We start from the raw sequence: 20,421 nt of genomic DNA, 5'->3' as shown, positions 1-20,421 counted from the left end.
CTCGTGCTCCTGGCTGTGACGCTGGGGTTCGCGATGGTGCGCCCCCGTGGGCTGCCCGAGGCGGTGGCCGCGGTGCCCATCGCGGGGGTGGTGCTGGCGATCGGGCTCACGACGCCGCAGGCCGCGTGGCAGCGGGTCGTCGAGATCCTGCCGACGATGGGATTCCTGGCCGCGATCCTGCTCGTCAGCCACCTCGCCGCGATCGACGGCGTGTTCACCTGGCTGGGCAGCCGGCTGGCCGAGGTGTGCCGGGGCAAGCCCAAGCGGCTGCTCGTGTTCACCTTCGTCGCGGCGGCGGGTGTGACGGCGGCACTGAGCCTCGACGCCACTGTCGTCCTGCTCACGCCCGTCGTGCTGGCCACGGCGGAGGGGCTCAGGCTCGAGTCGAAACCCCACGTCTACGCGTGCGCCCACCTGGCGAACTCGGCCTCGACGCTGCTGCCCGTCTCCAACCTGACGAACCTCCTGGCGTTCGCGGCGTCCGGGCTCACGTTCGCCGGGTTCACGGCGCTGATGGCGCTGCCCTGGCTGGTCACGATCCTGATCGAGCTGGCCGTGTTCGCGCGGTTCTTCAAACGCGACCTGGCCGGTCCCCGCAGCACCGAAAAGCCGCAGCACCGGGAGCCGCCGGTGTTCGCGCTCGTCGTGCTCGGCGTGATGCTCGTGGGCTTCGGGGTGGGCCAGCTCGTGCACGTCGAGCCGGTGTGGGTCGCGGCGCTGGCGGCGCTCGTGCTCAGCTCGCGGGCGCTGGCCGAGCGCAAGATCAAGCCGTGGCAGGTGGTGACGGAAGCGTCGCCGCTGCTGGTGCTGTTCGTGCTCGGCCTGGCCATCACGGTGGAAGCCGTCGACGAGCACGGGCTCGGCGGCGCCCTCAAGGCCTTCCTGCCGACCACGGCGGCGCTCCCCGACCTGCTCCTCACCACCGCGATCGCGGCCGTGCTGGCGAACGTCCTCAACAATCTGCCGGCGACGCTGATCCTGCTTTCGGTGCTCGGCGACCACCCGAACACGGGCGTGCTGCTGGCCGTGCTGATCGGCGTGAACGTCGGCCCGAACGCGACCTACCTCGGCTCCCTGGCGACGCTCCTGTGGCGGCGCGTGCTGGCCCGCCACGGCCACACGCCGAGCGCGCGCGAGTTCACGGCACTGGGCGCGCTGACCACCCCCGTCTCCCTCGCGGCGGCGACCACGGCGTTGTGGCTGGTGCTGCCGTGACGGATCGGGACGGACCCGGCTACGAACGCGGCGGGATGGTCTGCCCCGGCTCCAGCGTCGGGCCGCAGTCGTCGAGGCCGTTGCCGAAGCGGTAGGCCTCGACGTCCATCATCGTGGTCGCCGCGTAGTGCTGGACAGCCTGGAGTTTGGCCGGATCCTTGACCGCGTCCTTGCGGACCCAGTCGCCGTTGCGGAGGCCGGGGCCGGGGTAGATGAAGATCGGGTAGTAGTCGCGGTCGATGCGGGGGTCGAGGGAGATGCCGTTGCCGCCGGCCCAGGGGCCCCACGAGTGGATGAAGGTGGGCTTGACCGTGTCGAACACGTAGTCGCGCAGGCCCGCCATGTTCTCGTCGTGCGTGAGGTCCGCGATGGGGGCGTTGACGAGGCCGGCCATGTCCACGAGCTGCAGCCGGCTGGTCATCGACGAGCCGCCGAGGTCCGGCAGCAGCAGCGACGCCTGCTGCAGGCCCAGCATGTCGGCGTAGGTGTTGAAGCCGCGGCCGAAGCGGTCGGCGATCAGGCACGCCGGCACGGTGGGGCTCTTGATGAACTCGTCGGACTGCTGCACGAACCCGACCATTGACGGGATCGCCGCGGCCACCACGACCACCGACGCGACCGCGCGCCAGCGCACCTTCACCGTGCGCAGCAGCTCGCCGAAGGACAACGTGCCCGCGAGCACGCCCAGCACCCACACCGGCGTCGCGAAGCGGAACTGCGCCATCCAGTCGGGCATCAGCACACCGAAGGCGATCACGCCGAGCGCGAACGGCGTGATCAACGCGGCCAGCGGACGCCGCCACGGCGCCTTGCGCAGCGCCCAGATCACCACGATCGCGAGCACGACCACGGCGGCGACACCGGCGTAGAGGATCAGGGTTCCGGGCCGCACCAACGACATCAGGTCGGGCAGGCCCTGTTTCTTCGCCACCGACGGATTCGCGAGGAACCGGCCGCCGAACTCGCTGTGGCGCCAAGCCACATACGCGCCGAACGGGACCGCGAAGGCCACAATGGACAGAACGGCGTAGCGGAAGCTGACCCAGAAACCCTCGCGCCGCACGCCGTACAGCAGGACGAGCGGGAACGCGGCGGCGTAGATCAGGCCTTCGGGACGCGTCAGCGCGGCGAACGCCACGATCACGCCCGCGCCCACCGCGACCTTCCACGAAAGCGTGCGTTCCTTGCGGACCGCGGTGAACAGCAGCACCGCGAGACCGAGCACCGCGAACGCGAACAGCGAGTTCTCGAGCCCCGAGACCACCCAGATCACGAACGACGGGATCGTCGCCAGCGTGAGGCCCACGGCCAGCGTGGCCGCCCACGCGTGGCGCGGGAAGATCTGCCGCGCCACGACGTGGCACAGCGTGAGGATGCCGGCGGTGAACAGCAGGCCGAGCGCCTTCGGGAACAGCACGTAGTCGGGGATGCCGAACAGCAGGCCGTGGTCGAACAGGCCCACGAGCTTCCCGCCCGCGAGCAGGACCATCCACGTCGGGTCGGAGAAGCCCTCGACGGGCGGCGCACCCGGCTGCAGGACCGGGCCGAGGCCGTCGGCGAGGCTGCGCGAGTAGGAGAACGTGATGGCCGCGTCGTCCACGATCCAGTGGCCGTAGCGCGTGGCGTGCCAGGCGACCGCGGCGACACCGGCCAGTACCGCCAGCACGGAGGCGATCCAGCCGTGGCGCAGGCCGACGGCGGTCACGGGCGCGTCCTCGCCGGGGAGGTCGCGTTCGGATGCTTCGGTGAGTGCGCTAGCGGTCATTACCTCGTCACTGTTTCTACTCGCAGAGCTTGCCGAGAAACGCACGAGCCTGCGCCCCCCTGATGAGGATCCCGGGTGGAACCCGCGCCGCGGCGCCGCGGTCGACACAGCACTCTAGCCAATACCGGATCGGCACCCGCTCACGCGTCGTCCCTGCGCGTGATCCACCCCACAATTTACCAATCCGACCGGAAGCAGGTGGGCACCCAACCGGACGGGATCCCGTCCGGCGACCGTACCCGCCGTGGCTGAAGCCGGATCGGTAAACGATCAGCAGAGCCCCGGTCAGGAGAGGTGTGAAATGTCGTTGGCCAGATGCACAGAGGAGTTGCCATCCGGGTAGAACTCCACGATCGAGAGCGACGCCAGGTCCAGGTGCAGGCGGAACAGCAGGCTCGGACCCGCGTCGAGGCCGATCCGCAACAGTGTCTTGATGGGCGTGACGTGGCTGACGACGATGATCGTCTTCCCCTCGTACTGCTCGATGAGGTCGCGGCGGGCCTGGTCGACGCGCTCGTGGACCGCGTCGAAGCTCTCGCCCCCGGGCGGCGCGCACGACGAGTCGCGCAGCCAGCAGCCGTGCAGCTCGGGGTCGCGGTCGGCGGCCTCCTTGAAAGTCAGGCCCTCCCACTGGCCGAAGTCGGTCTCGATGAGGCCCGGGTGCGTGACGAAGCGGGTACCCAGCGCGTCGGCCACGGCCTGCGCGGTCTGCTTCGTCCTGGTCAGGGGTGACGAGACGATGGGGGCGGCCTCGCCGTCTTCGGAGACGAGCCCGGGCCACGCGCCGAGCCGCTTCGCCGCCGCGGCCGCCTGGCCGCGCCCGCGCTCGGTGAGCGGCACGTCGCCGCGGCCGGAGTAGCGGCGGTCGACCGACATCTCGGTCTGGCCGTGGCGCAGGAGCAGCAGCCGGGTGGGTGTGCCGCGCGCACCGGTCCAGCCGGCTTTGGCGCCGCGGTCGGCCTCACCGGTGCCGGAGGTGGTCTTGACCTGCGGTTTGTCCTGAGCCGGCGCCGGGGCGGTGGCCTTGCCGGTGCCGCTGTCCATCGCGACGTTGGCGAGGTGGTCGGCGTGGGAGTTCTCTGCGCGGGGGATCCACATGTAGGTGACACGATCGAACCCGTCCGCGAGTTCACGCGCCCGCGCGGCGAGCGGCTGCAGCGCGGCGTGCTTGATCTTCCAGCGGCCGGACATCTGCTCCACGACCAGCTTGGAGTCCATCCGCACGTCCACAATGGACGCCCCGGTCTCCGCCGCCGCGGTCAGCGCCGCGATGAGCCCGGAGTACTCGGCGACGTTGTTGGTCACCACGCCGAGGTACTCGTGGCGCTCGGCCAGCACCTCGCCGGTGGCGGCGTCCTTCACGACCGCGCCGTAGCCGGCCGGGCCCGGGTTGCCCCGGGACCCCCCGTCCGCCTCGACGACAACCCGGTCGGTCACAGGCCCGACTCCATCGTGCGGACCAGGATCGCCCCGCAGTTCTCGCACTGGACGATGGTGTCCTCGGGCGTCGCCTTGATCTCGGCGATGGTGTTGCGGTCGAGCTCCAGCTGGCAGGCGCCACAGCGACGGGCGCGCAGCAGCGCCGCGCCGATGCCCTTGTGGTCCAGCACGCGCTCGTACAGCTTGAGCACCGGCTCCGGGAAGCGCGGCAGCAGCTTCGCGCGGTCCTCGTCGCGGCGGGCGCGCGTGGTGTCGAGGTTCTTGAACTCCTCGTCGCGGCGCTCGATCGCGGCCGCGACGCCCGCCTCGGCCTTGTCGACCTCGGCGCCGGTGCGCTGGGCGTCGAGCTCCAGGGCCTCGCGCTGTTCCATGAGCTCCAGCAGGTCGTCTTCGAGCGCGCTCTGGCGGCGGCCGAGCGTCTGCAGCTCGTGCTCGATGTCGGTCATCTGCTTGGCGTTGACCGAGCCCGACTCCAGCAGCTTGCGGTCGCGGTCCTCACGGGCCCGCACCGACTCGACCTCTTTCTCCTGCCGCGCGATCTCGCGGTCGAGGTCCGACGCGGCGGTCTGCACGGACACGAGCGCGTCACGCTTCTCGCGCACGGCCTTCTCGCCCGCGTCGATCTCGGCGAGCTCGGGCAGGGTGCGCCGGCGGTGCGCGGTGCGCGAAAGCTCGGCGTCCACCTTCGCGAGTTCGAGCAGCTGGCGCTGGACGGCGGGGTCGGCCTTCACGGTGCTCCTTGTGGAATTGGGGGGGACTTGCGTTAGTCAGCTGGCGGGGGTCGCGCGGACGGTCCACGGGTCGGTGCACCTCGTGGAGACGTGACTGTCGACGTTACCCGCAAAGGCCGCGTCGACAAGGGCCGAGGCCTGCCCGCACCAGGGCCATTCGCTGGCCCAGTGCGTGAGCCCGACCAGCGCGGGCCCCGAGGCGGCGAGGTGCTCGCCGGCGGGGTGGTGGCGCAGGTCCGCCGTCACGTACGCGTCGACCCCCTCGGCCGTTGCGCGCGCGAGGTAGGAATCGCCCGCACCGCCGGACACCGCGACGGTGCGGATCGGCCGGTCCGGGTCCCCCGCGCCCAGCACGCCCGGCACCGTGGCCGGCAACGCCTCGGCGACCCGCTGCACGAACACCGCGAACGGCTCGGCCTCCGCCAGGTGCCCGATCCGCCCGATGCCCGTGCGGCCACCGGGCTCCTGCGGGTCGAGCGGCCGGTCGACGGTGAGGCCGATGGCGTTCGCGAGCGCGTCGGACACGCCGGGGTCGGCCGAGTCGGCGTTGGTGTGCGCGCAGTAGAGCGCGCGGCCGCCGCGGATCAGCCGGTGCACGAGGCCGCCCTTGACCGTGTCGGCGGGCACGCCGTGCACCCCGCGCAGCAGCAGCGGGTGGTGCGCCACGATCAGCTGCGCACCCAGGTCCTCGGCCTCGGTCACCGTCTCCTCGACGGGGTCGACGCAGAACAGCACCCGCGTGACCTCCTCCGCCGGGTCCCCGCACACGAGCCCGACGGCGTCCCACTTCTCGGCGAGGCGCGGCGGGTAGTGGCGTTCGAGGACGTCGAGGATCTCGGCTAGGGCAGGCACCAGGGGATCTTCCCACGACGGTTGCGGCAGACTCGGGACCCGTGACTTCAGTGGTGTTCGTGTGTTCAGGCAATATTTGCCGCTCCCCGATGGCGGAGCTGGTGTTCCGGGCGAAGCTCGCCGAGGCGGGGCTGGCGGACTCCGTGCGGGTGTCCAGCGCCGGGACCGGCCCGTGGCACGCCGGGGAGCCCGCGGACCGGCGGGCGCAGGCGACGCTGCGCGCGCACGGTTACCCGACGCAGCACGTCGCGTCGGAGGTGAACGACGAGGACCTCGAGGCCGACCTGCTGCTGGCGGCGGACGAGGGGCACCTCGACTTCCTGCGCGGGCGCGTCGAGGATCCGGCGAAGGTGCGGCTGCTGCGCGAGTTCGACCCGTCGGCGAAGGTCGGCGCAGAGGTACCGGACCCGTACTACGGCGGTGACGAGGGTTTCGAGGACGTGCTCGCGATGATCGAGCGCGCGATGCCCGGCCTGATCGAGTGGGTCCGCGCGCACGGTTAGGACCGGTTTGTCCCGCACGAAATCACAGGTGGGAGAGGTCGCCGCGCGGTCCGTGGGGACGACGGCCTACCGTGGAGGGGTGCGGTTGCGGTTTCTGCTCCGGCCCGGCTGGCTGGCACTGACGGTGGTGGTGTTCACCTTCGCCGTCTGCTGCTACACCCTTCTCGCGCCCTGGCAGTTCCGGCGCGACGCCGAGCAGGAGGCCCAGAACAACGCGCTCACCGCGTCGTTCACGGCCCAGCCGGCGCCCGTCGCGCAGCTGCTGCCCGCCGCCTCGACGCCCGGCCAGCAGACGGAGTGGCACCTCGTGTCGATCACGGGCACGTACCTGCCGTCGGCGGAGGTCGTCGCGCGGTTGCGGACCGTGCAGGGCGAGGCCGCCTTCGAGGTGCTCACGCCGTTGCGCGCGGCCGACGGGACCGTGTACCTCATCGACCGCGGTTACGTGCGGCTCGACGACCAGTCCGGGGTCCTCCCCTACGCCGCCGCGCCCGGGGGCCAGGTCACCGTGGTCGCGCGGGTGCGCAGCGACGAGGTGGACCCGAAGCACCGCGACGCGTTCTCCGATGCGTCGACAAAGGGGAAGCTGCAGAGCTACACCGTCGACTCGCAGGTGGTGGCGCGCTCGTCCGGCCTGAAGATCCGGCCCGGTTACTTCCAGCTCGACCAGAACCAGCCCGGTGTGCTCGGCGCGCTGCCGCTGCCGCAGCTGGACTCGGGGCCGTTCTTCTCCTACGCGTTGCAGTGGCTGGCGTTCGGCAGCATGGCGGTCCTGGGCTGGCTGTACTTCACGATCCGGGAGCTCAAGCCCGGCGGTGCGCTGACCACGGAGAAGCCGGAGCGCACGCGCCGCAAGTCCGTGGCGGAGATGCTGGCCGAAGACGAGGAAGAGTTCACTCCCTCGGCGTAGGCAAGTGGTCTCCTGCTCCAGCCCGGAACTGGCCCTTTCTCGGGGCCACTTCGCCGGGTGATACTCGGTGACATGCTGATCCACCCTTGGGACGCCGGAGACGACACGGAATGGCGGCAGTGGCTCAAGGGCCACGACTTCGGTCAGCTCGTGGCCGGTGGCCGCGGCCGTGACCTCCCGGTGGTCGTCCCCACGCACTTCACTTTCGACGGCGAAGCCACCGTGTGGCTGCACCTCGCGCGCCCCAACCCGGTGTGGCCGCTACTGGAGGAACACCCGCGCGCGCTGCTGACGGTGATCGGCGAGTACACCTACATCCCGTCGGACTGGAACACCGCGGACGACCCGGCCGTGGGCGTACCGACGTCGTACTACGCGAGCGCGCAGCTCGCCTGCGACGTGCGGATCGTCGACGACCCGGCCGAGAAGGCGGAGGTGCTCAACCGGCAGCTCGGGCACTTCGAGCCGGGCAGCGGCCGGACCCCGGTGTCGTCGGTCGACGCGCCGGACCGGCGGCTGCTGCCGGGGATCCGCGGGATCGAGCTGACCGTGACGTCCGTGCAGGCGAAGTTCAAGTACGGCGGCAACAAGACGCCGGCCGACCGGGAGCGGATCTCGGGGAAGCTGGCGGCTCGGGGCGGGCCGTTGGACGCGGCCGCGCTGGAGCACCTTCAGCGGCGCAGCTGACTCACCTACGACGGCGGCGGCGCGCGCCGACGAGGACGGCCACCGTCACCGAGGTCGCGCCCGCCAGCCAGCCGACCACCCGCGACAGCTCCACCGCGCGCGTGACGTGCCCGGCGTCGGGGTTGCGACCGACGCCCAGCACGGGCAGCTCCACCACCCCGTGCGGGTACACCGTGCGCCCGCCCACGCGGATCTCCAGCGCACCGGCGAACGCGGCCTCGACGCGGCCCGCGTTGGGGCTCGGGTGGGCGATCGTGTCGCGCCGCCAAGCCCGCCACGCGCCGCCCGCGGAACCGCCGACGACGGGGGCGGCCAGCACGGTGAGGGCCGCGGCGATCCGCGTCGGCACGAGGTGGACGAGCTCGTCGAGCCGGGCGACCAGCCAATGGCCCGCCGAGCCGCGCGCAAGGACGCTGATGGTCCGGGACGCGAGCAGCCCCGGCACGCCGGCGAGCGCTCCCCACAGCAGTGGCGCGACGACCACTTCGGACGTGTTCTCGGCCAGAGTCTCCACGGACGCACGGGAAAGCGCGATCATGCCGAGCCCGTCGGCGACGCGCGGGTCCAGTTCGGACAGTGTGCCGCGCGCGGGTTCGAGCCGGCCCTCTTCGAGGTCGCGCGCGAGCTCCGTGCCCTGCGTCGCGAGACCGGCGGCACCGACGACCGCCCACGTCGTGACCGCCGTGGCCACGGCCTGCACCACGGGCCGGTCACGAGCGGCGCGTTCGGCGAACAGCCCGGCCGCGACCGCGGCACCCGCCAGGCCAAGACCGGTGACGGCGGCGCGAGCGGACATCGTGGTGGAGCGCTCTCCGGCGGGCGCACCGACGGCGGATTCCCCAGACGCCCCAACAGCAACACCGCTCCCGGCGCGCACCGCGGCGCCGGAGCCCAGCGTCGCCACGCGGCGGAACGCCGTGACGGGCGGGCGGTGCCGGGGGTTGCCGAGGACGCCGTCGGCCGCCAGGCCGAGCACCAAGCCGATCGCGCGTGCCGCGCTCACCAGTTACCAATCCGGCCGAAAGCAGGCTGACCCCCACGCGGCACGTAACCGTTGCCACCAAGCCATTCGGCCGTGACTGTGGCCGGACTGGTAACGATCGGCACAGTGCCCCCCGGGAACGTGGTTCGATGCCGCCGACGCGATGGCCTGGCGAGTTATTGCCCGCCGAGATTACTCGACACCGCGGCGGCGATTTCGTCCCGTGCCTGGTCCACGATGTCGCGCATGGCGCGCTCGGCCCGGTCCGCGTCGCCGGCGTCCACGGCCACGGCGACTTCCACGTGCAGCGCGACTGCTTCGGGCTGCGGTTCCTCGGGCATCAGGCCGTGGGAGGTGCGGCCCGCGAGCACCTCGGCGACCACCGAGGACAGCTGCGCGAACATCGGGTTTCCCGACGCGGTGAGCAGCAGGTCGTGGAACGCGATGTCGTGGCCGAGGAACGTCGTCAGATCGCGGGCCCGGGCCGTCTCCTCCAGGCGGTGGCCCAGCGCACGCAGCCGCCCGCGGTCCTCCGGAGTCGCGCGCAGCGCCGCGAACCGCGCGGCGCACGGCTCGACGCCCGAGCGCAGCTCCGTCAACGTCCGCAGCGCCACTGCGCGCCCCGAACCGACGAGTTGCCAGCGGATCAGGCGCGGGTCGTAGTGGTTCCACTCCCCCGGGTCGCTCACGATCGCGCCGACGCGGCGGCGGCTCGTGGTCAGCCCCATCGTCTCCAGCACGCGCACGACCTCGCGCGCCACCGTGCGCGACGCGCCGAAGCGTTCCTGCAGCTCGTCGGAGCGCAGCACGGCGCCCGGTGCCAGCTCGCCGTTGGCGATCGCCGCGCCCAGCGCGTCGAGGACTTCTTCGTGCCGGTCGCTCCCCACGCGGCCAACCTACCGCTCTGATTCGATTAAGTAGTACTTCTTCTTGAATAAGTACTACTTTTGGGTTTGACTCTTCCGGACACAAGGAGGTGCGGATGACCGTCATCGTCGTGATGGGCGTGTCCGGCTCGGGGAAGACGACGGTCGGCGAGGCCCTGGCCGAGCGCCTCGGCGTGGAGTACGCCGAGGCCGACAGCTTCCACTCGAAGGCGAACATCGAGAAGATGTCCGCCGGCCACGCGCTGACGGACGCCGACCGTGAGCCCTGGCTGCAGGCGATCGCGCACTGGATCGCGGAACACCAGGAATCCGGCGGGGTCGTGTCGTCGTCCGCGCTGAAACGCCGGTACCGCGACGAGCTGAGAGCCGGCGGCAACGTCTGGTTCCTCCACCTCCACGGCGATCGCGACGTGCTCGCCGAGCGCATGCAGACCCGGAAGGGCCACTTCATGCCCGTGTCGCTGCTCGACTCCCAGCTCGCGGACCTCGAACCGCTGCAGCCGGACGAGCCGGGCCTCGTCTTGGAGATCACCGAAAGCCCCGCCGCCCTCGTCGAGGCGGCGATTCACGCGTTCCAGGAGCGTGCATGACCACCCTCGCCGCCGGCTGGACCGGCCACGACACCCGCTTGATCCTGGCGACGGTGCTCGCCATCGCAGTGATCGTGGTGCTGATCAGCAAGCTGAAGCTCCACCCGCTGCTGGCGCTGACGATCGGCTCCGGCGTGCTCGGCCTCATGGCCGGCATGCCCGTGGACAAGCTGTTGAAGAGCTTCGAAAGCGGCGTCGGCAGCACGGTCGCTTCGGTCGGGTTGCTGATCGCGTTCGGCGCGATGCTCGGCAAGCTGCTGGCCGATTCCGGTGGTGCGGACCGGATCGTGGACACGATCCTCGGGCGCGTGCACGGCAAGGGGCTGCCGTGGGCGATGGCGCTGGTGGCCGCGTTGATCGGGCTGCCGATGTTCTTCGAGATCGGCCTCGTGATGCTGATCCCGGTGGTGCTGCTGGTCGCCAAGCGCAGCGGGAAACCCGTGCTGCTGCTGGGAATCCCGGCGCTCGCGGGCCTGTCGGTGCTCCACGGGCTGATTCCGCCGCACCCCGGCCCGCTGGCCGCGGCGGGCGCGCTCGGTGCCAACGTGGGCATCACGCTCGCGCTCGGTCTGCTCGTCGGTATCCCGACGGTGGTGATCGCCGGCCCGCTGTTCGGGCGCGTCGCCGCGCGGTGGGTGCCCGACGCCACCCCGCCGCAGCGCCTGGTGCCCGAGTCGGAGAGCACCGAGGTCGACAAACGGCCCAGCTTCGGCGCCACGCTGACCACGGTGCTGCTGCCCGTGGCGCTGATGTTGCTGAAGGCGCTCTCGGACATCCTGCTGGGCAAGGAAAACGCCGTGCGCCGCGTGCTCGACTTCATCGGCGACCCGCTGGTGGCGCTGCTGCTCGCGGTGCTCGTCGGCATGGTCACGCTGGGCCGCCCGGCGGGCCTGCACCGCGCGAAGCTGTCGTCGATCATCAGCGACTCGCTCGCGCCGATCGCGGGCATCCTGCTCATCGTGGCCGCGGGCGGTGGTTTCAAGCAGACGCTGGTGGACGCCGGCGTCGGCGACGTGATCACCAACCTGTCCACCGGCGCCCACCTGTCACCACTGCTGCTCGGCTGGCTGGTCGCCGTGGCGATCCGGCTGGCGACGGGCTCCGCGACCGTCGCCACCGTGTCCGCCGCCGGCATCGTCGCGCCGCTCGCCGCCACCCTCGACCCGACCCACAACGCCCTGCTGGTGTTGGCCATCGGCGCCGGTTCGCTGTTCTTCTCGCACGTGAACGACGCCGGGTTCTGGCTGGTCAAGGAGTATTTCGGCATGTCCGTGGGGCAGACGCTGAAGACGTGGTCGGTGATGGAGACGGTGATCTCGGTCGTGTCGATCGCGTTGATCCTGCCGCTGGGCGGCTTGCTCTAGGGCGTTCGCGACGGGTAGGCGCCGTCGAGGGTCCAGGCCGGGTACTCCGGGCGCAGCGCGCTGACGGCGTCGAGCTCGGCGAGGTCCTGCTCGGTGAGCTCCAGGTCGACGGCTGCGAGGTTCTCGTGCAGCTGGTCGGGCCGCTTCGCGCCGACGATCACGCTGGTCACGCCGCGCTGCGCGAGCACCCAGGCCAGCGCGACGCGGGCGACGCCGACGTCGTGGCGCTCGGCGACCTTGCGCAGCGCGTCGACGATGTCGTAACCACGCTCGCGGTCGATGGGCGGGTTGTCGGCCTGGGCGCGGCGGCCGGACGCGTCTTGGCTGTCGCGGGTGAACTTGCCGGAGAGGAAGCCGCCGGCCAGCGGGCTGTAGACGAGCAGGCCGAGCTTCTCCTCGTTGACCAGCGGCAGCAGCTCGCGCTCGAGGTCACGCCCGACGAGCGAGTAGTACGCCTGCAGCGACACGAACCGCGAGTAGCCGTGCAAGTCGGCGACGCCGAGAGCCTTGGCCAGCTGCCAGGCGAAGGTGTTGGACGTGCCGATGTAGCTGATCTTGCCCTGGCGAACGGCGTCGTCGAGGGCCGAGAGGGTCTCGTCGAGCGGGGTCAGGTGGTCGTGGGCGTGGATCTGGTAGAGGTCGATGTGGTCGGTGCCCAGGCGGCGGAGGCTGTCGTCGATCGCGTGGCGCAGGTGCACGCGGGAGAGCCCGACCTCGTTGGGCCCGGCGCCCATGCGCGAGTACGCCTTGGTGGCGAGCACCACGTCGCGGCGGCGGCCCTTGAGGATCTTGCCCAGCAGCTCCTCGGTCTCGCCGCCGGCGTACATGTCGGCCGTGTCGATGAGGTTCACGCCGTGGTCCAGGGCGATGCCGACCAGCTCGTCGGCCGCCTTGAGGTCCAGTCCGCCGATCACGTCCCACGGCTTCCGGCCGGAGCCGCCGAACGTCATGGTGCCGAGTGCGATCCTGGACACGAAAGTTCCGGTGGCGCCGAGTTGTTGGTACTGCACGGAGGTTCCTTTCTTCGGTGCTTCCCACGCTAGGCAGAGCGGAGGGTGCGGACCATGAGTGAGCGTTCGGAGCTCGTGCTGGATCGTCCGGATCCCCTCGCCGGCGTCCTGTCGATGGCCGACGTCCGCCCGGCCCTCCCGGCCCGGCTCACGGCGGGCGGCGACTGGGCGGTGCGGTTCGGCGGCTCGCACCCCAAGGTGATCACCGTGACGGCGGGTTCGTGCTGGGTGCTGCCCGAGGGCTCGGCGCCGGTCTTCTTGACGGCGGGTGGCTGCTACCTCGTGGGCCGCGACGCCGCGTACGTCACGGCCAGCACGCCGGACGTCGCGCCGATCGAGGCCCGCAGCGTGTTCGCCGGCAACGACGGGCGGGCCGGTTCCGCCGCCGAAGTCGCCCTGGTCGGCGCCACCCTGGACTTCACCGACCCCGCGGCGGCGGTGCTGCTGGAGGACCTCGGTTCCTCGGCCCGCATCACCGACCCGGACACCGCCGAGGTCCTGAACTCGACGCTGCGGCTGCTGGCGTTCGAAACCGCCGGCCGACCGGGCGGCGGCGCGATGCGCGAGCACCTCACGCAGATCCTGTCCCTCCACGTGCTGCGCAGCCTCCTCGGCGCCGACGCGCGCCCCGCCTGGCTGGCCGGCTTCCGCGACCCGGCCATCGGCGCCGCGCTCGCCGCGATGCACCGGCGCCCCGCGTTCGGCTGGACGGTGGCCCGCCTGGCGAGCGAGGCGCACCTGTCGCGCACAGTGTTCGCGACGCGGTTCAAGGCACTCGTGGGGCTGTCGCCGATGGACTACCTGCTGCACCGGCGGATCTCCGGCGCCACCCGGGACCTGGCCGAGGGCCGGACGGTCGCTTCCCTGGCTTCGCGCTGGGGGTATGGCTCGGAGAGCGCGTTCAGCGCGGCGTTCAAGCGGGTGACGGGCCGGACGCCGGCGAGCAGCCGCGGTCGCTGATCAGCACAAACACCACACCCTGGTTCGAGCACGGGTTGACATGTGACCTTTTGGTCACCTATTCTCGGCGAGTGCCTGACGATGACCTGGTGTTCAAGGCGCTGGCGGATCCGACCCGCCGGGGCCTGCTGGACCGGCTGTTCGAGCGTGACGGCCGCACGCTCACGGAGCTGGAGTCCGAAGTGGACATGACGCGGTTCGGGGTGATGAAGCACCTCAAGCTGCTCGAGGAGGCCGGTCTCGTCGTCACGCGCAAGGAGGGGCGGGAGAAGCTCCACTTTCTCAACCCCGTGCCGATCCGGGAGATCCACGACCGGTGGATCGACAAGTACACCGAGCGCCACGTGTCGGCGCTGATGGAGCTCAAGACCGATCTGGAGAGGGAGCCACCGAAATGACCGAGACCAAGACCGTGCAGGTCAACCGCGTGTACATCAAGGCGACGCCGCAGGCGATCTGGGACGCGATCACCAAGCCGGAGTGGACGCAGAAGTACGGGTACTCCGGGCTGGCCGAGTTCGACCTCAAGACGGGCGGCAAGCACCGCACCAAGCCGACGCAGGAGTTCATCGACGCGGGCTTCACGAGTGACCTGCTGGACGGCGAGGTGCTCGAGTCCGACCCGCCGCGCAAGCTCGTGATCACGTGGAAGCTGCTGATGGACCCCAGCCTCGTCGCGGAGCCCTACACCACGCTCACCTACGACATCGAGGAAACCAAGACCGCCGGCACCAGACTGACCGTGACCCACGACGTCACGGGCGCGCCCGGACACGCGGCACTGGTGTCGGGGGCGATGGAGAACGTCGACGCCGGTCCGGGCGAGAACGCCGGTGGCGGCTGGGCCTGGGTGCTGTCCGACCTCAAGTCCGTGCTGGAGACCGGGAAGAACATCGTCGGCTGAGGCCCGGCCCCAGCGCCCCAATGCGGCGTTCGTTGCGCTCAACGCACCGAACGCCGCATCGGGTGCGCTCAACGCACCGAACGCCGCATCGGGTGCGCTCAACGCACCGAACGCCACATTGGGGCGCGTTGAGTGGCCGCCTTGAGGGCGGCCTTGGCCGCCGGGGAGGCGCCCAGCTCGTCGAGGCCGAACAGGGCTGCGCCGACGACCGGGTTCACGTCGACCACGCGCACCACCGCCCGCGGAGCCACCTTCAGGCAGCGCCGCTCGATCTCCGAGATCACCGACGGGCCGACGCCCGTCAGCACTCCCCCGCCGAGCACGACCTCCGGCGCCGACTGGGTCAGGTCGAGCCGCCGCAGGATCACGGCGGCGAACACGCTGACCTCCTCCACGAACCGCGTCACGACCTGCTGCGCGACCTCGTCGCCGGCGGCGGCGACGTCGAACAGCAGCGGGCACAGGCCGTGGATCCGGGCGGAGTCGATCTCCTTGAAGTGCAGGCCCTGCACCACGTCGAACACCCGCGAAACACCGAAGAAGCCCGACACCGCCGCCTGCAATGCCGTGGACGGCCCGCGGCCGTCCTCCGCGCGCACGGCCCACCACAAGGCTTCCTCACCGAGGCGGTACCCGCCGCCCCAGTCACCGGAGATCTTGCCCAGCGCGGGAAAGCGGTGCACGCGCCCGTCCGGGCCGACGCCGGCGCCGTTGATCCCGGCGCCGCACACCACGGCCACGCCGGTGCCGTCGGAGCTGCCCGCACGCAGCAGGGCGAGCACATCGTTGCCCACGTGCAGGGTGGAGCTCCAGCCGCGCGCGAACAACGCGGCATGCAGCGCCGTTTCCTCACGCGGGAAATCCAGGCCCGCGAGGTAAGCCGACGTGTGCACGCCGAACGGCCGCGTCGTCGGCAAACCCGCCGACGTCAAGGCCGACAGCACCAACGTCTCCAACGCCGCGACGCAGCCGTCGACGCCGATGTTCTGCGGTGAGGCGCCCGGGCCGCGCGATTCGGCGAGCACGCCGCCTTCGCGCGACACCACGAGCACCTCGGTCTTGCTGTTCCCCCCGTCGATCGCGACGACCGCGGGTCCGGCTTCGCTCATCCGCGCGCCCACGGCAGGAAATCGCGGTTGATCGACACGAGGGAGTCGGCCAGCTGGTCGGCCTTCGGGTACTGGCCGATGAGCGGGTGGGCCAGCAGCGCGTCGGCCACGCGGTCGCGTCCGCCCTTCACGGCGGCTTCGAGCGCGAGGTTCTCGTAGGCCGTCACCGCGGCGATGAGGCCGGCGAAGCGCGGCTCCACCGTCGGCTGGGGAATCGCGCGGGCACCCTCGGAATCCACAGTGGACGAGACCTCGATCACGGCGTCGTCGGGCAGGAAGGAGAACGTGCCGTCGTTGCGCACGTTCACCACGTGCTCCTCGGCCGGCCCGCCCGCCGTCAACGCGTGCACGAGCTGCACGGCGGCCTCCGAGTAGTACGCACCGCCGCGCTTCTCCAGCGAGTCTGGCTTGGTGACCTGCTCCGGGTCGAGGTAGATCTTCAGCAGCTCTTCCTCGACGTCGCTCACCACCTCGGCGCGCGGCCGCTCGGTGAGCTGCTTGGCCACCTGCGCGTCGTGCGAGTAGTAGTACTTCAGGTAGTACGACGGCACGGCGTTCATCCGGCGCATCCACTCGACGGGCGCGGTCACCTCCTCACCCAGGAACTCCGCGTGCTGGTCCAGCAGCTCGGGCAGCCGGTCGACACCGTCGACGAGCACGCCGCGTTCCCAGCTCAGGTGGTTGAGTCCCGTGTGGACGAGCCGCACGTCGTCGGTCGACGCGCCCAGCAGCTTGGCGAACTTCCGCTGCAGGTTGATCGCGACGTTGCACAGCCCCACCGCGCGGTGGCCCTCCTGCAGCAGCGCCCTCGTGACGATGCCGACCGGGTTCGTGAAGTTCACGATCCACGTGTCGTCACCCGCGACCTTGCGCACGCGTTCGGCGATGTCGAGCACCACCGGCACCGTGCGCAGGGCCTTGGCGAGGCCGCCCGCGCCCGTGGTCTCCTGGCCGACGCAGCCGCACGCGTGCGGGAACGTCTCGTCCGACGCCCGCGCCTTCTGCCCGCCCACCCGCAGCTGGATGAGCACGGCCGAAGCGCCCTCGACGCCTTCCTCGAGGTTCGCGGTGGTGCGCACCCGCGCCGGGTGCCCGGCGTGGTCGAGCAGCCGCCGGCTGAACCCCCCGACGGTCTCCACGCGGTAGGCGTCCGGGTCGATCAGCACGATCTCGTCGACATCCAAAGTGGACCTGCGGCCCGCGATGCCGTCGACCAGCTCCGGCGTGTAGGTGGACCCGCCACCGACGACTGCCAGCTTCATCCCTTGACTCCCGTGAACGTGATGCCCTTGACGAACGACTTCTGCGCGAACACGAACAGCACGATCACCGGCGCCATGATCAGCGCGGTCGCGGCCATCGTGAGGTTCCACTCCACGTGGTGCATGCCGCGGAACGAGGCGATGGCCAGCGAAAGCGGCCAGTTGTCCTGGTTCTCGCCGGTGTAGAGCAGCGGTCCGAAGTAGTCGTTCCAGGTGAACAGGAAACAGAACATCGCGGTGGCCGCGATCCCGGGGCGGGCCATCGGCAGCAGCACCCGGGTCATCGCGCGAAACTCGTTGCAGCCGTCGATCTTCGCCGCTTCCAGGTAATCCTTGGGGATGGTAAGGAAAAACTGGCGCAGCAGGAAGATCGAGAACGCGTCGAAGAAGAAGTACGGCACGATCAGCGGAACGAGAGTGCCCGTGAGACCCATCCGCACCCACAGGTCGTACAGCGGCACGACCGTGACCTGCGGAGGCAGCATCATCGCGGCCACCGTGAGCATGAAGAACAAGTTCTGGCCGCGCCACTTGAGCTTCGCGAGGCCGTACGCCGCCGGGATGGCGGACACGAGCGCGCCGATCGTCGCGAGAGACGAGTAGAGCAGGCTGTTGCCGAAGTACTCCAGCAGCGGTGCTTTCCTGAACACTTCGACGAAGTTCTCGAAGTGCCATTCCGTGGGCCACAGGCTCGACGTCATCGCCTGGTCGCTCTTCATCACCGCGGTGAGGAACACGAACAGCAGCGGCAGCACGAAGATCACACCGAGCGCGATGCCGATGGCGTGCGTCGCGATGAAGCCCAGCCGCTTGTCCCAACGACGCTTGAACTGGACGCGGGGCGGCGCCGGTGCGGGTGCTGGGGCCGAAATGGTGGTCATGCGCCCTCCTCCTGGTGCTGGGATTTACGCAGCTGCCGAACCAGCACCCACGTGAACGCCGCGGACACGATGAACAGCAGCACGGCCATCGCCGCCGCGTAACCCATGTTGAAGTAGCGGAAACCCTGCACGTACAGCCAGATCGGATACGTCAGCGTCGAGTTCTCGGGTGCGCCGATCAGCTTCGAGTTCCCGGCGACGTCGGCTGTGCCCGCCGAGGCGGACGCGGCCACGATCGCTTGGGTGAAGAACTGCAGCGCGTAGATCATCGAGTTGACCACGCCGAACAGCAGCACCGGCGAGATCGAGGGCAGCGTCACGTGCCAGAACCGGCGGACCGGACCGGCGCCGTCGAGTTCGGCCGCTTCGTACTGCTCGGCCGGCACGTCGAGCAGCGCGGCCAGGATGATGATCATCAGCTCGCCGGAACCCCACAGCGCCAGCAGGGTGAGCGAGGGCTTCGACATCACGGGGCTGTTGAACCACAGCCCGCCGTCGATGCCCACGAGGTGCAGGAACCGGTTCACCGGGCCGAACTGCGGGTTGAACACGAAGACGAACGCGAGCGTCGCCGCGGCCGGCGGCGCGAGCGCGGGCAGGTAGCACAACGTGCGCACCAGGCCGACGCCCGACTTCAGCCGCGAGATCACCGACGCGACGCCGAGCGAGAACAGCACCCGGCAGATGGTCAGGATGATCACGAGCCACAACGTGTTGTACGCGGCCGTCTTCACCAGCGGCTCGCTGGTGAACATGCGCACGTAGTTGTCGAACCCGATCCACTGTGGAGGATTGATCAGGTCGTAGCGGGTGAAGGAGTAGTAGATCGTGGCGATGAGCGGGTACCCGAAGAAGATCAGGAACCCCAGCGTCGCCGGCGCCATGAAGTAGAACACCGTGCGACGGCGCTTGGCCCGGACCGACCCCGCCCGCACCTTGGCGGGTGCGGACGGGGTCTTGGCTTCTAGGACGGAGGTCATCCGCCGGCGCCCTTCTGCGCCAGCTCGTCGTTGACCTGGGCGTCGACCTGCTTGAGGCCGGCGTCGAGGTCCGGTACCGAACCGGCCTGCCACTTCTCGGCGAAGTCGTTGACCGCCTTGAGGAAGGCGTCGCCGATCGGCGTCGACGGGTTGGCGACCAGCTTGCCGCTGCCGTAGATGTCGAGGAACGTCTTGAACTGCGGCGGAGCGTCGAGCTTCGACGAGGACAGCGAAGCCGTGGTGCTGGGCACGTTCTTGAGGCCGTTGGCCATGTCCACGAGCGTGTCGGTGTCGAGCGTGACCTGCTTGATCAGCTCCCACGCGGCGCCGGGGTTCTTGGCACCCTTGGGGATCGCGATGATCGTGCCGGTGGCGAAGCCGGCGCCGTAGTGGTCGGCCATGCTGTCGAGCACCGGCGCGGGCGCGGTGGCGTAGTTCAGCGTCGGGGTCTGGTCCTTGATGAACGCGGTGCGGAACTCACCGTCGTACATCATCGCCAGCTTGCCCTTCTGGAAGCCGTTGTCGGCGGAGTACTCGTCGCCGAGGCCGGCCTTGAACTTCTCGACCTTGTCGTGGCCGCCGTAGAAGTCGATGAGCTTCTTCTGGAACTCGAACATCGCCTTCCAGCCGGGGCTGGACGAGATCGACGACTTGCCGTCCGGGCCGATGAACTGCGCGCCGAAGTTCGGGGCCCAGTACTGCGCCTGGTTGGCGTAGAACGGCATCGACGGGATGAAGCCCATCGTCTTGATCGAGCCGTCGGCGTTGAACTCGGTGAGCTTCTTCGCGTCCTCGAACAGTTCGGTCGTGGTCTTCGGCGGCGAGGAGATGCCGTGCGCCGCGAACATGTCCTTGTTGTAGTACAGGCCGTAGACGTCGGCGAGCATCGGCATGGCGCAGCGCTTGCCCTGGTACGACGTGTAGTCGCGCACCGCCTGCGGGATCTGGTTCACGTCGATCTTGTCGCGGTCCAGGTACGGCTTGAGGTCCTGGAAGCTGCCGGTGGAGCACCACGCGCCGAGGTTGTCGGTGTAGAAGGAGATGGCCACGTCGGGCGGGTTGCCGCCGCGGATCGACTGCGTGAGCTTGTCGTCGTCCTGGTTGCCCTCGTGGTTGATGGTGATGTTGGGGTACTTGGCCTTCAGCTTGTTCAACGCGGCCGTGACCACGCCGTACTCGCGGTCGGTGAACTTGCTGTACACGGTGAGGGTGAGCTTGTCGTCCTTGTTCGGCGGCGCGGCGGCGTCGCCCGAGCCGCTCGGCGCGGCCGCGCCGCACGCGGCGGTCGCCAGCAGCGTGGCGGCGGCCGCGGCGGACAGCAGCAGAGAACCACGCCTTCGCGCGATCCTCCGGATGCGGGTCGTGGGGGCCATGACCCTCCTCCTCATG

General features: G+C 70.4%; 21 protein-coding genes. 9 read left to right on the top strand and 12 right to left on the bottom strand.

Annotated features, from left to right (window positions below; all coding sequences use genetic code 11):
- Positions 1 to 33 precede the first annotated feature (33 nt).
- Positions 34 to 1,215 (top strand): SLC13 family permease, encoded by a 1,182-nt coding sequence (locus ACQPXB_RS06475; protein WP_386946901.1) that lies wholly within the window; start codon positions 34 to 36, stop codon positions 1,213 to 1,215.
- A gap of 19 nt (positions 1,216 to 1,234) precedes the next feature.
- On the opposite strand, the gene ACQPXB_RS06470 is transcribed toward ACQPXB_RS06475, so the two are convergent.
- The 4 genes from ACQPXB_RS06470 to ACQPXB_RS06455 all read right to left on the bottom strand — a co-directional run bounded on the left by ACQPXB_RS06470 (position 1,235) and on the right by ACQPXB_RS06455 (position 6,003).
- Positions 1,235 to 2,980, bottom strand: coding sequence for a hypothetical protein (locus ACQPXB_RS06470; protein WP_386946827.1), 1,746 nt, complete (start codon positions 2,978 to 2,980; stop codon positions 1,235 to 1,237).
- A 285-nt stretch (positions 2,981 to 3,265) separates the two neighbouring features.
- Positions 3,266 to 4,417 carry a bifunctional RNase H/acid phosphatase gene (locus ACQPXB_RS06465; RefSeq protein ID WP_432850096.1) on the bottom strand — a complete coding sequence of 384 codons (1,152 nt, stop codon included), beginning with the start codon at positions 4,415 to 4,417 and terminating at the stop codon, positions 3,266 to 3,268.
- On the bottom strand, positions 4,414 to 5,151 hold the full coding sequence (locus tag ACQPXB_RS06460; protein ID WP_366575061.1) for a zinc ribbon domain-containing protein: 738 nt from the start codon (positions 5,149 to 5,151) through the stop codon (positions 4,414 to 4,416). The genes ACQPXB_RS06465 and ACQPXB_RS06460 overlap by 4 nt, the downstream gene beginning before the upstream one ends.
- A gap of 36 nt (positions 5,152 to 5,187) precedes the next feature.
- Entirely contained in the window at positions 5,188 to 6,003 is an 816-nt protein-coding gene (locus ACQPXB_RS06455; protein WP_366575062.1) for a Nif3-like dinuclear metal center hexameric protein, read from the bottom strand.
- Positions 6,004 to 6,044: 41 nt separating this feature from the next.
- Between ACQPXB_RS06455 and ACQPXB_RS06450 the strand changes: the two genes are divergently transcribed.
- The 3 genes from ACQPXB_RS06450 to ACQPXB_RS06440 all read left to right on the top strand — a co-directional run bounded on the left by ACQPXB_RS06450 (position 6,045) and on the right by ACQPXB_RS06440 (position 8,103).
- Complete coding sequence (locus ACQPXB_RS06450; RefSeq protein ID WP_386946821.1) at positions 6,045 to 6,506, top strand: low molecular weight protein-tyrosine-phosphatase; 462 nt, start codon at positions 6,045 to 6,047, stop codon at positions 6,504 to 6,506.
- 79 nt (positions 6,507 to 6,585) lie between these two features.
- Complete coding sequence (locus ACQPXB_RS06445) at positions 6,586 to 7,416, top strand: SURF1 family cytochrome oxidase biogenesis protein (RefSeq protein WP_432850093.1); 831 nt, start codon at positions 6,586 to 6,588, stop codon at positions 7,414 to 7,416.
- 72 nt (positions 7,417 to 7,488) lie between these two features.
- Positions 7,489 to 8,103 carry an FMN-binding negative transcriptional regulator gene (locus ACQPXB_RS06440; RefSeq protein WP_432850091.1) on the top strand — a complete coding sequence of 205 codons (615 nt, stop codon included), beginning with the start codon at positions 7,489 to 7,491 and terminating at the stop codon, positions 8,101 to 8,103.
- 1 nt (position 8,104) lies between these two features.
- Here ACQPXB_RS06440 and ACQPXB_RS06435 read toward each other — a convergent pair whose 3' ends face one another.
- Positions 8,105 to 9,106, bottom strand: a complete 1,002-nt coding sequence (locus ACQPXB_RS06435) for a cobalamin biosynthesis protein CobD/CbiB (RefSeq protein ID WP_432850089.1) — start codon at positions 9,104 to 9,106, stop codon at positions 8,105 to 8,107.
- Positions 9,107 to 9,261: 155 nt separating this feature from the next.
- Entirely contained in the window at positions 9,262 to 9,972 is a 711-nt protein-coding gene (locus ACQPXB_RS06430; RefSeq protein ID WP_432850087.1) for a FadR/GntR family transcriptional regulator, read from the bottom strand.
- A 95-nt stretch (positions 9,973 to 10,067) separates the two neighbouring features.
- Between ACQPXB_RS06430 and ACQPXB_RS06425 the strand changes: the two genes are divergently transcribed.
- Positions 10,068 to 10,562: a gluconokinase gene (locus ACQPXB_RS06425; RefSeq protein ID WP_386946814.1), complete on the top strand. Its 495-nt coding sequence runs from the start codon at positions 10,068 to 10,070 to the stop codon at positions 10,560 to 10,562.
- Positions 10,559 to 11,926 carry a gluconate:H+ symporter gene (locus tag ACQPXB_RS06420; RefSeq protein ID WP_432850085.1) on the top strand — a complete coding sequence of 456 codons (1,368 nt, stop codon included), beginning with the start codon at positions 10,559 to 10,561 and terminating at the stop codon, positions 11,924 to 11,926. Before ACQPXB_RS06425 ends, ACQPXB_RS06420 begins: the two co-directional genes overlap by 4 nt.
- Here ACQPXB_RS06420 and ACQPXB_RS06415 read toward each other — a convergent pair.
- Positions 11,923 to 12,900, bottom strand: coding sequence for an aldo/keto reductase (locus tag ACQPXB_RS06415; protein WP_432850083.1), 978 nt, complete (start codon positions 12,898 to 12,900; stop codon positions 11,923 to 11,925). The genes ACQPXB_RS06420 and ACQPXB_RS06415 overlap by 4 nt on opposite strands.
- 90 nt (positions 12,901 to 12,990) lie before the next feature.
- On the opposite strand from ACQPXB_RS06415, the gene ACQPXB_RS06410 reads away from it, so the two are divergent.
- The 3 genes from ACQPXB_RS06410 to ACQPXB_RS06400 all read left to right on the top strand — a co-directional run bounded on the left by ACQPXB_RS06410 (position 12,991) and on the right by ACQPXB_RS06400 (position 14,800).
- Positions 12,991 to 13,896 (top strand): AraC family transcriptional regulator, encoded by a 906-nt coding sequence (locus ACQPXB_RS06410; protein ID WP_432850081.1) that lies wholly within the window; start codon positions 12,991 to 12,993, stop codon positions 13,894 to 13,896.
- Positions 13,897 to 13,967: 71 nt separating this feature from the next.
- On the top strand, positions 13,968 to 14,294 hold the full coding sequence (locus ACQPXB_RS06405; RefSeq protein WP_386946808.1) for an ArsR/SmtB family transcription factor: 327 nt from the start codon (positions 13,968 to 13,970) through the stop codon (positions 14,292 to 14,294).
- Positions 14,291 to 14,800, top strand: a complete 510-nt coding sequence (locus ACQPXB_RS06400; RefSeq protein ID WP_354871544.1) for an SRPBCC domain-containing protein — start codon at positions 14,291 to 14,293, stop codon at positions 14,798 to 14,800. The genes ACQPXB_RS06405 and ACQPXB_RS06400 overlap by 4 nt, the downstream gene beginning before the upstream one ends.
- A gap of 98 nt (positions 14,801 to 14,898) precedes the next feature.
- Here the strand turns inward: ACQPXB_RS06400 and ACQPXB_RS06395 are convergent, their stop codons facing one another.
- The 5 genes from ACQPXB_RS06395 to ACQPXB_RS06375 are packed head-to-tail and all read right to left on the bottom strand — an operon-like array spanning position 14,899 to position 20,405.
- Positions 14,899 to 15,909, bottom strand: a complete 1,011-nt coding sequence (locus ACQPXB_RS06395) for an N-acetylglucosamine kinase (RefSeq protein ID WP_432850078.1) — start codon at positions 15,907 to 15,909, stop codon at positions 14,899 to 14,901.
- Positions 15,906 to 17,171 carry a 6-phospho-beta-glucosidase gene (locus tag ACQPXB_RS06390; RefSeq protein WP_432850076.1) on the bottom strand — a complete coding sequence of 422 codons (1,266 nt, stop codon included), beginning with the start codon at positions 17,169 to 17,171 and terminating at the stop codon, positions 15,906 to 15,908. Before ACQPXB_RS06390 ends, ACQPXB_RS06395 begins: the two co-directional genes overlap by 4 nt.
- On the bottom strand, positions 17,168 to 18,052 hold the full coding sequence (locus tag ACQPXB_RS06385) for a carbohydrate ABC transporter permease (RefSeq protein WP_432850074.1): 885 nt from the start codon (positions 18,050 to 18,052) through the stop codon (positions 17,168 to 17,170). The genes ACQPXB_RS06390 and ACQPXB_RS06385 overlap by 4 nt, the downstream gene beginning before the upstream one ends.
- Positions 18,049 to 19,032, bottom strand: coding sequence for a carbohydrate ABC transporter permease (locus ACQPXB_RS06380; protein WP_432850072.1), 984 nt, complete (start codon positions 19,030 to 19,032; stop codon positions 18,049 to 18,051). Before ACQPXB_RS06380 ends, ACQPXB_RS06385 begins: the two co-directional genes overlap by 4 nt.
- Positions 19,029 to 20,405: an extracellular solute-binding protein gene (locus ACQPXB_RS06375; RefSeq protein ID WP_432850070.1), complete on the bottom strand. Its 1,377-nt coding sequence runs from the start codon at positions 20,403 to 20,405 to the stop codon at positions 19,029 to 19,031. The genes ACQPXB_RS06380 and ACQPXB_RS06375 overlap by 4 nt, the downstream gene beginning before the upstream one ends.
- Between the last annotated feature and the right edge of the window lie 16 nt (positions 20,406 to 20,421).

Origin of the sequence: Amycolatopsis sp. CA-161197 (assembly GCF_050942255.1) — a bacterium.
Lineage (GTDB): Bacteria > Actinomycetota > Actinomycetes > Mycobacteriales > Pseudonocardiaceae > Amycolatopsis.
The sequence above is the reverse complement of the archived record's forward strand: the minus strand, read 5'-3'. Positions and strand labels throughout refer to the sequence as shown.

Bases quoted from the DNA above. Each gene is read 5' to 3' on its own strand.
- ACQPXB_RS06475 (WP_386946901.1), top strand. From the start codon at position 34: ATGGTGCGCCCCCGTGGGCTGCCCGAGGCGGTGGCCGCGGTGCCCATC.
- ACQPXB_RS06470 (WP_386946827.1), bottom strand. From the start codon at position 2,980: ATGACCGCTAGCGCACTCACCGAAGCATCCGAACGCGACCTCCCCGGC.
- ACQPXB_RS06440 (WP_432850091.1), top strand. From the start codon at position 7,489: ATGCTGATCCACCCTTGGGACGCCGGAGACGACACGGAATGGCGGCAG.
- ACQPXB_RS06425 (WP_386946814.1), top strand. From the start codon at position 10,068: ATGACCGTCATCGTCGTGATGGGCGTGTCCGGCTCGGGGAAGACGACG.
- ACQPXB_RS06420 (WP_432850085.1), top strand. From the start codon at position 10,559: ATGACCACCCTCGCCGCCGGCTGGACCGGCCACGACACCCGCTTGATC.
- ACQPXB_RS06410 (WP_432850081.1), top strand. From the start codon at position 12,991: ATGAGTGAGCGTTCGGAGCTCGTGCTGGATCGTCCGGATCCCCTCGCC.
- ACQPXB_RS06400 (WP_354871544.1), top strand. From the start codon at position 14,291: ATGACCGAGACCAAGACCGTGCAGGTCAACCGCGTGTACATCAAGGCG.
- ACQPXB_RS06395 (WP_432850078.1), bottom strand. From the start codon at position 15,909: ATGAGCGAAGCCGGACCCGCGGTCGTCGCGATCGACGGGGGGAACAGC.
- ACQPXB_RS06390 (WP_432850076.1), bottom strand. From the start codon at position 17,171: ATGAAGCTGGCAGTCGTCGGTGGCGGGTCCACCTACACGCCGGAGCTG.
- ACQPXB_RS06385 (WP_432850074.1), bottom strand. From the start codon at position 18,052: ATGACCACCATTTCGGCCCCAGCACCCGCACCGGCGCCGCCCCGCGTC.
- ACQPXB_RS06380 (WP_432850072.1), bottom strand. From the start codon at position 19,032: ATGACCTCCGTCCTAGAAGCCAAGACCCCGTCCGCACCCGCCAAGGTG.
- ACQPXB_RS06375 (WP_432850070.1), bottom strand. From the start codon at position 20,405: ATGGCCCCCACGACCCGCATCCGGAGGATCGCGCGAAGGCGTGGTTCT.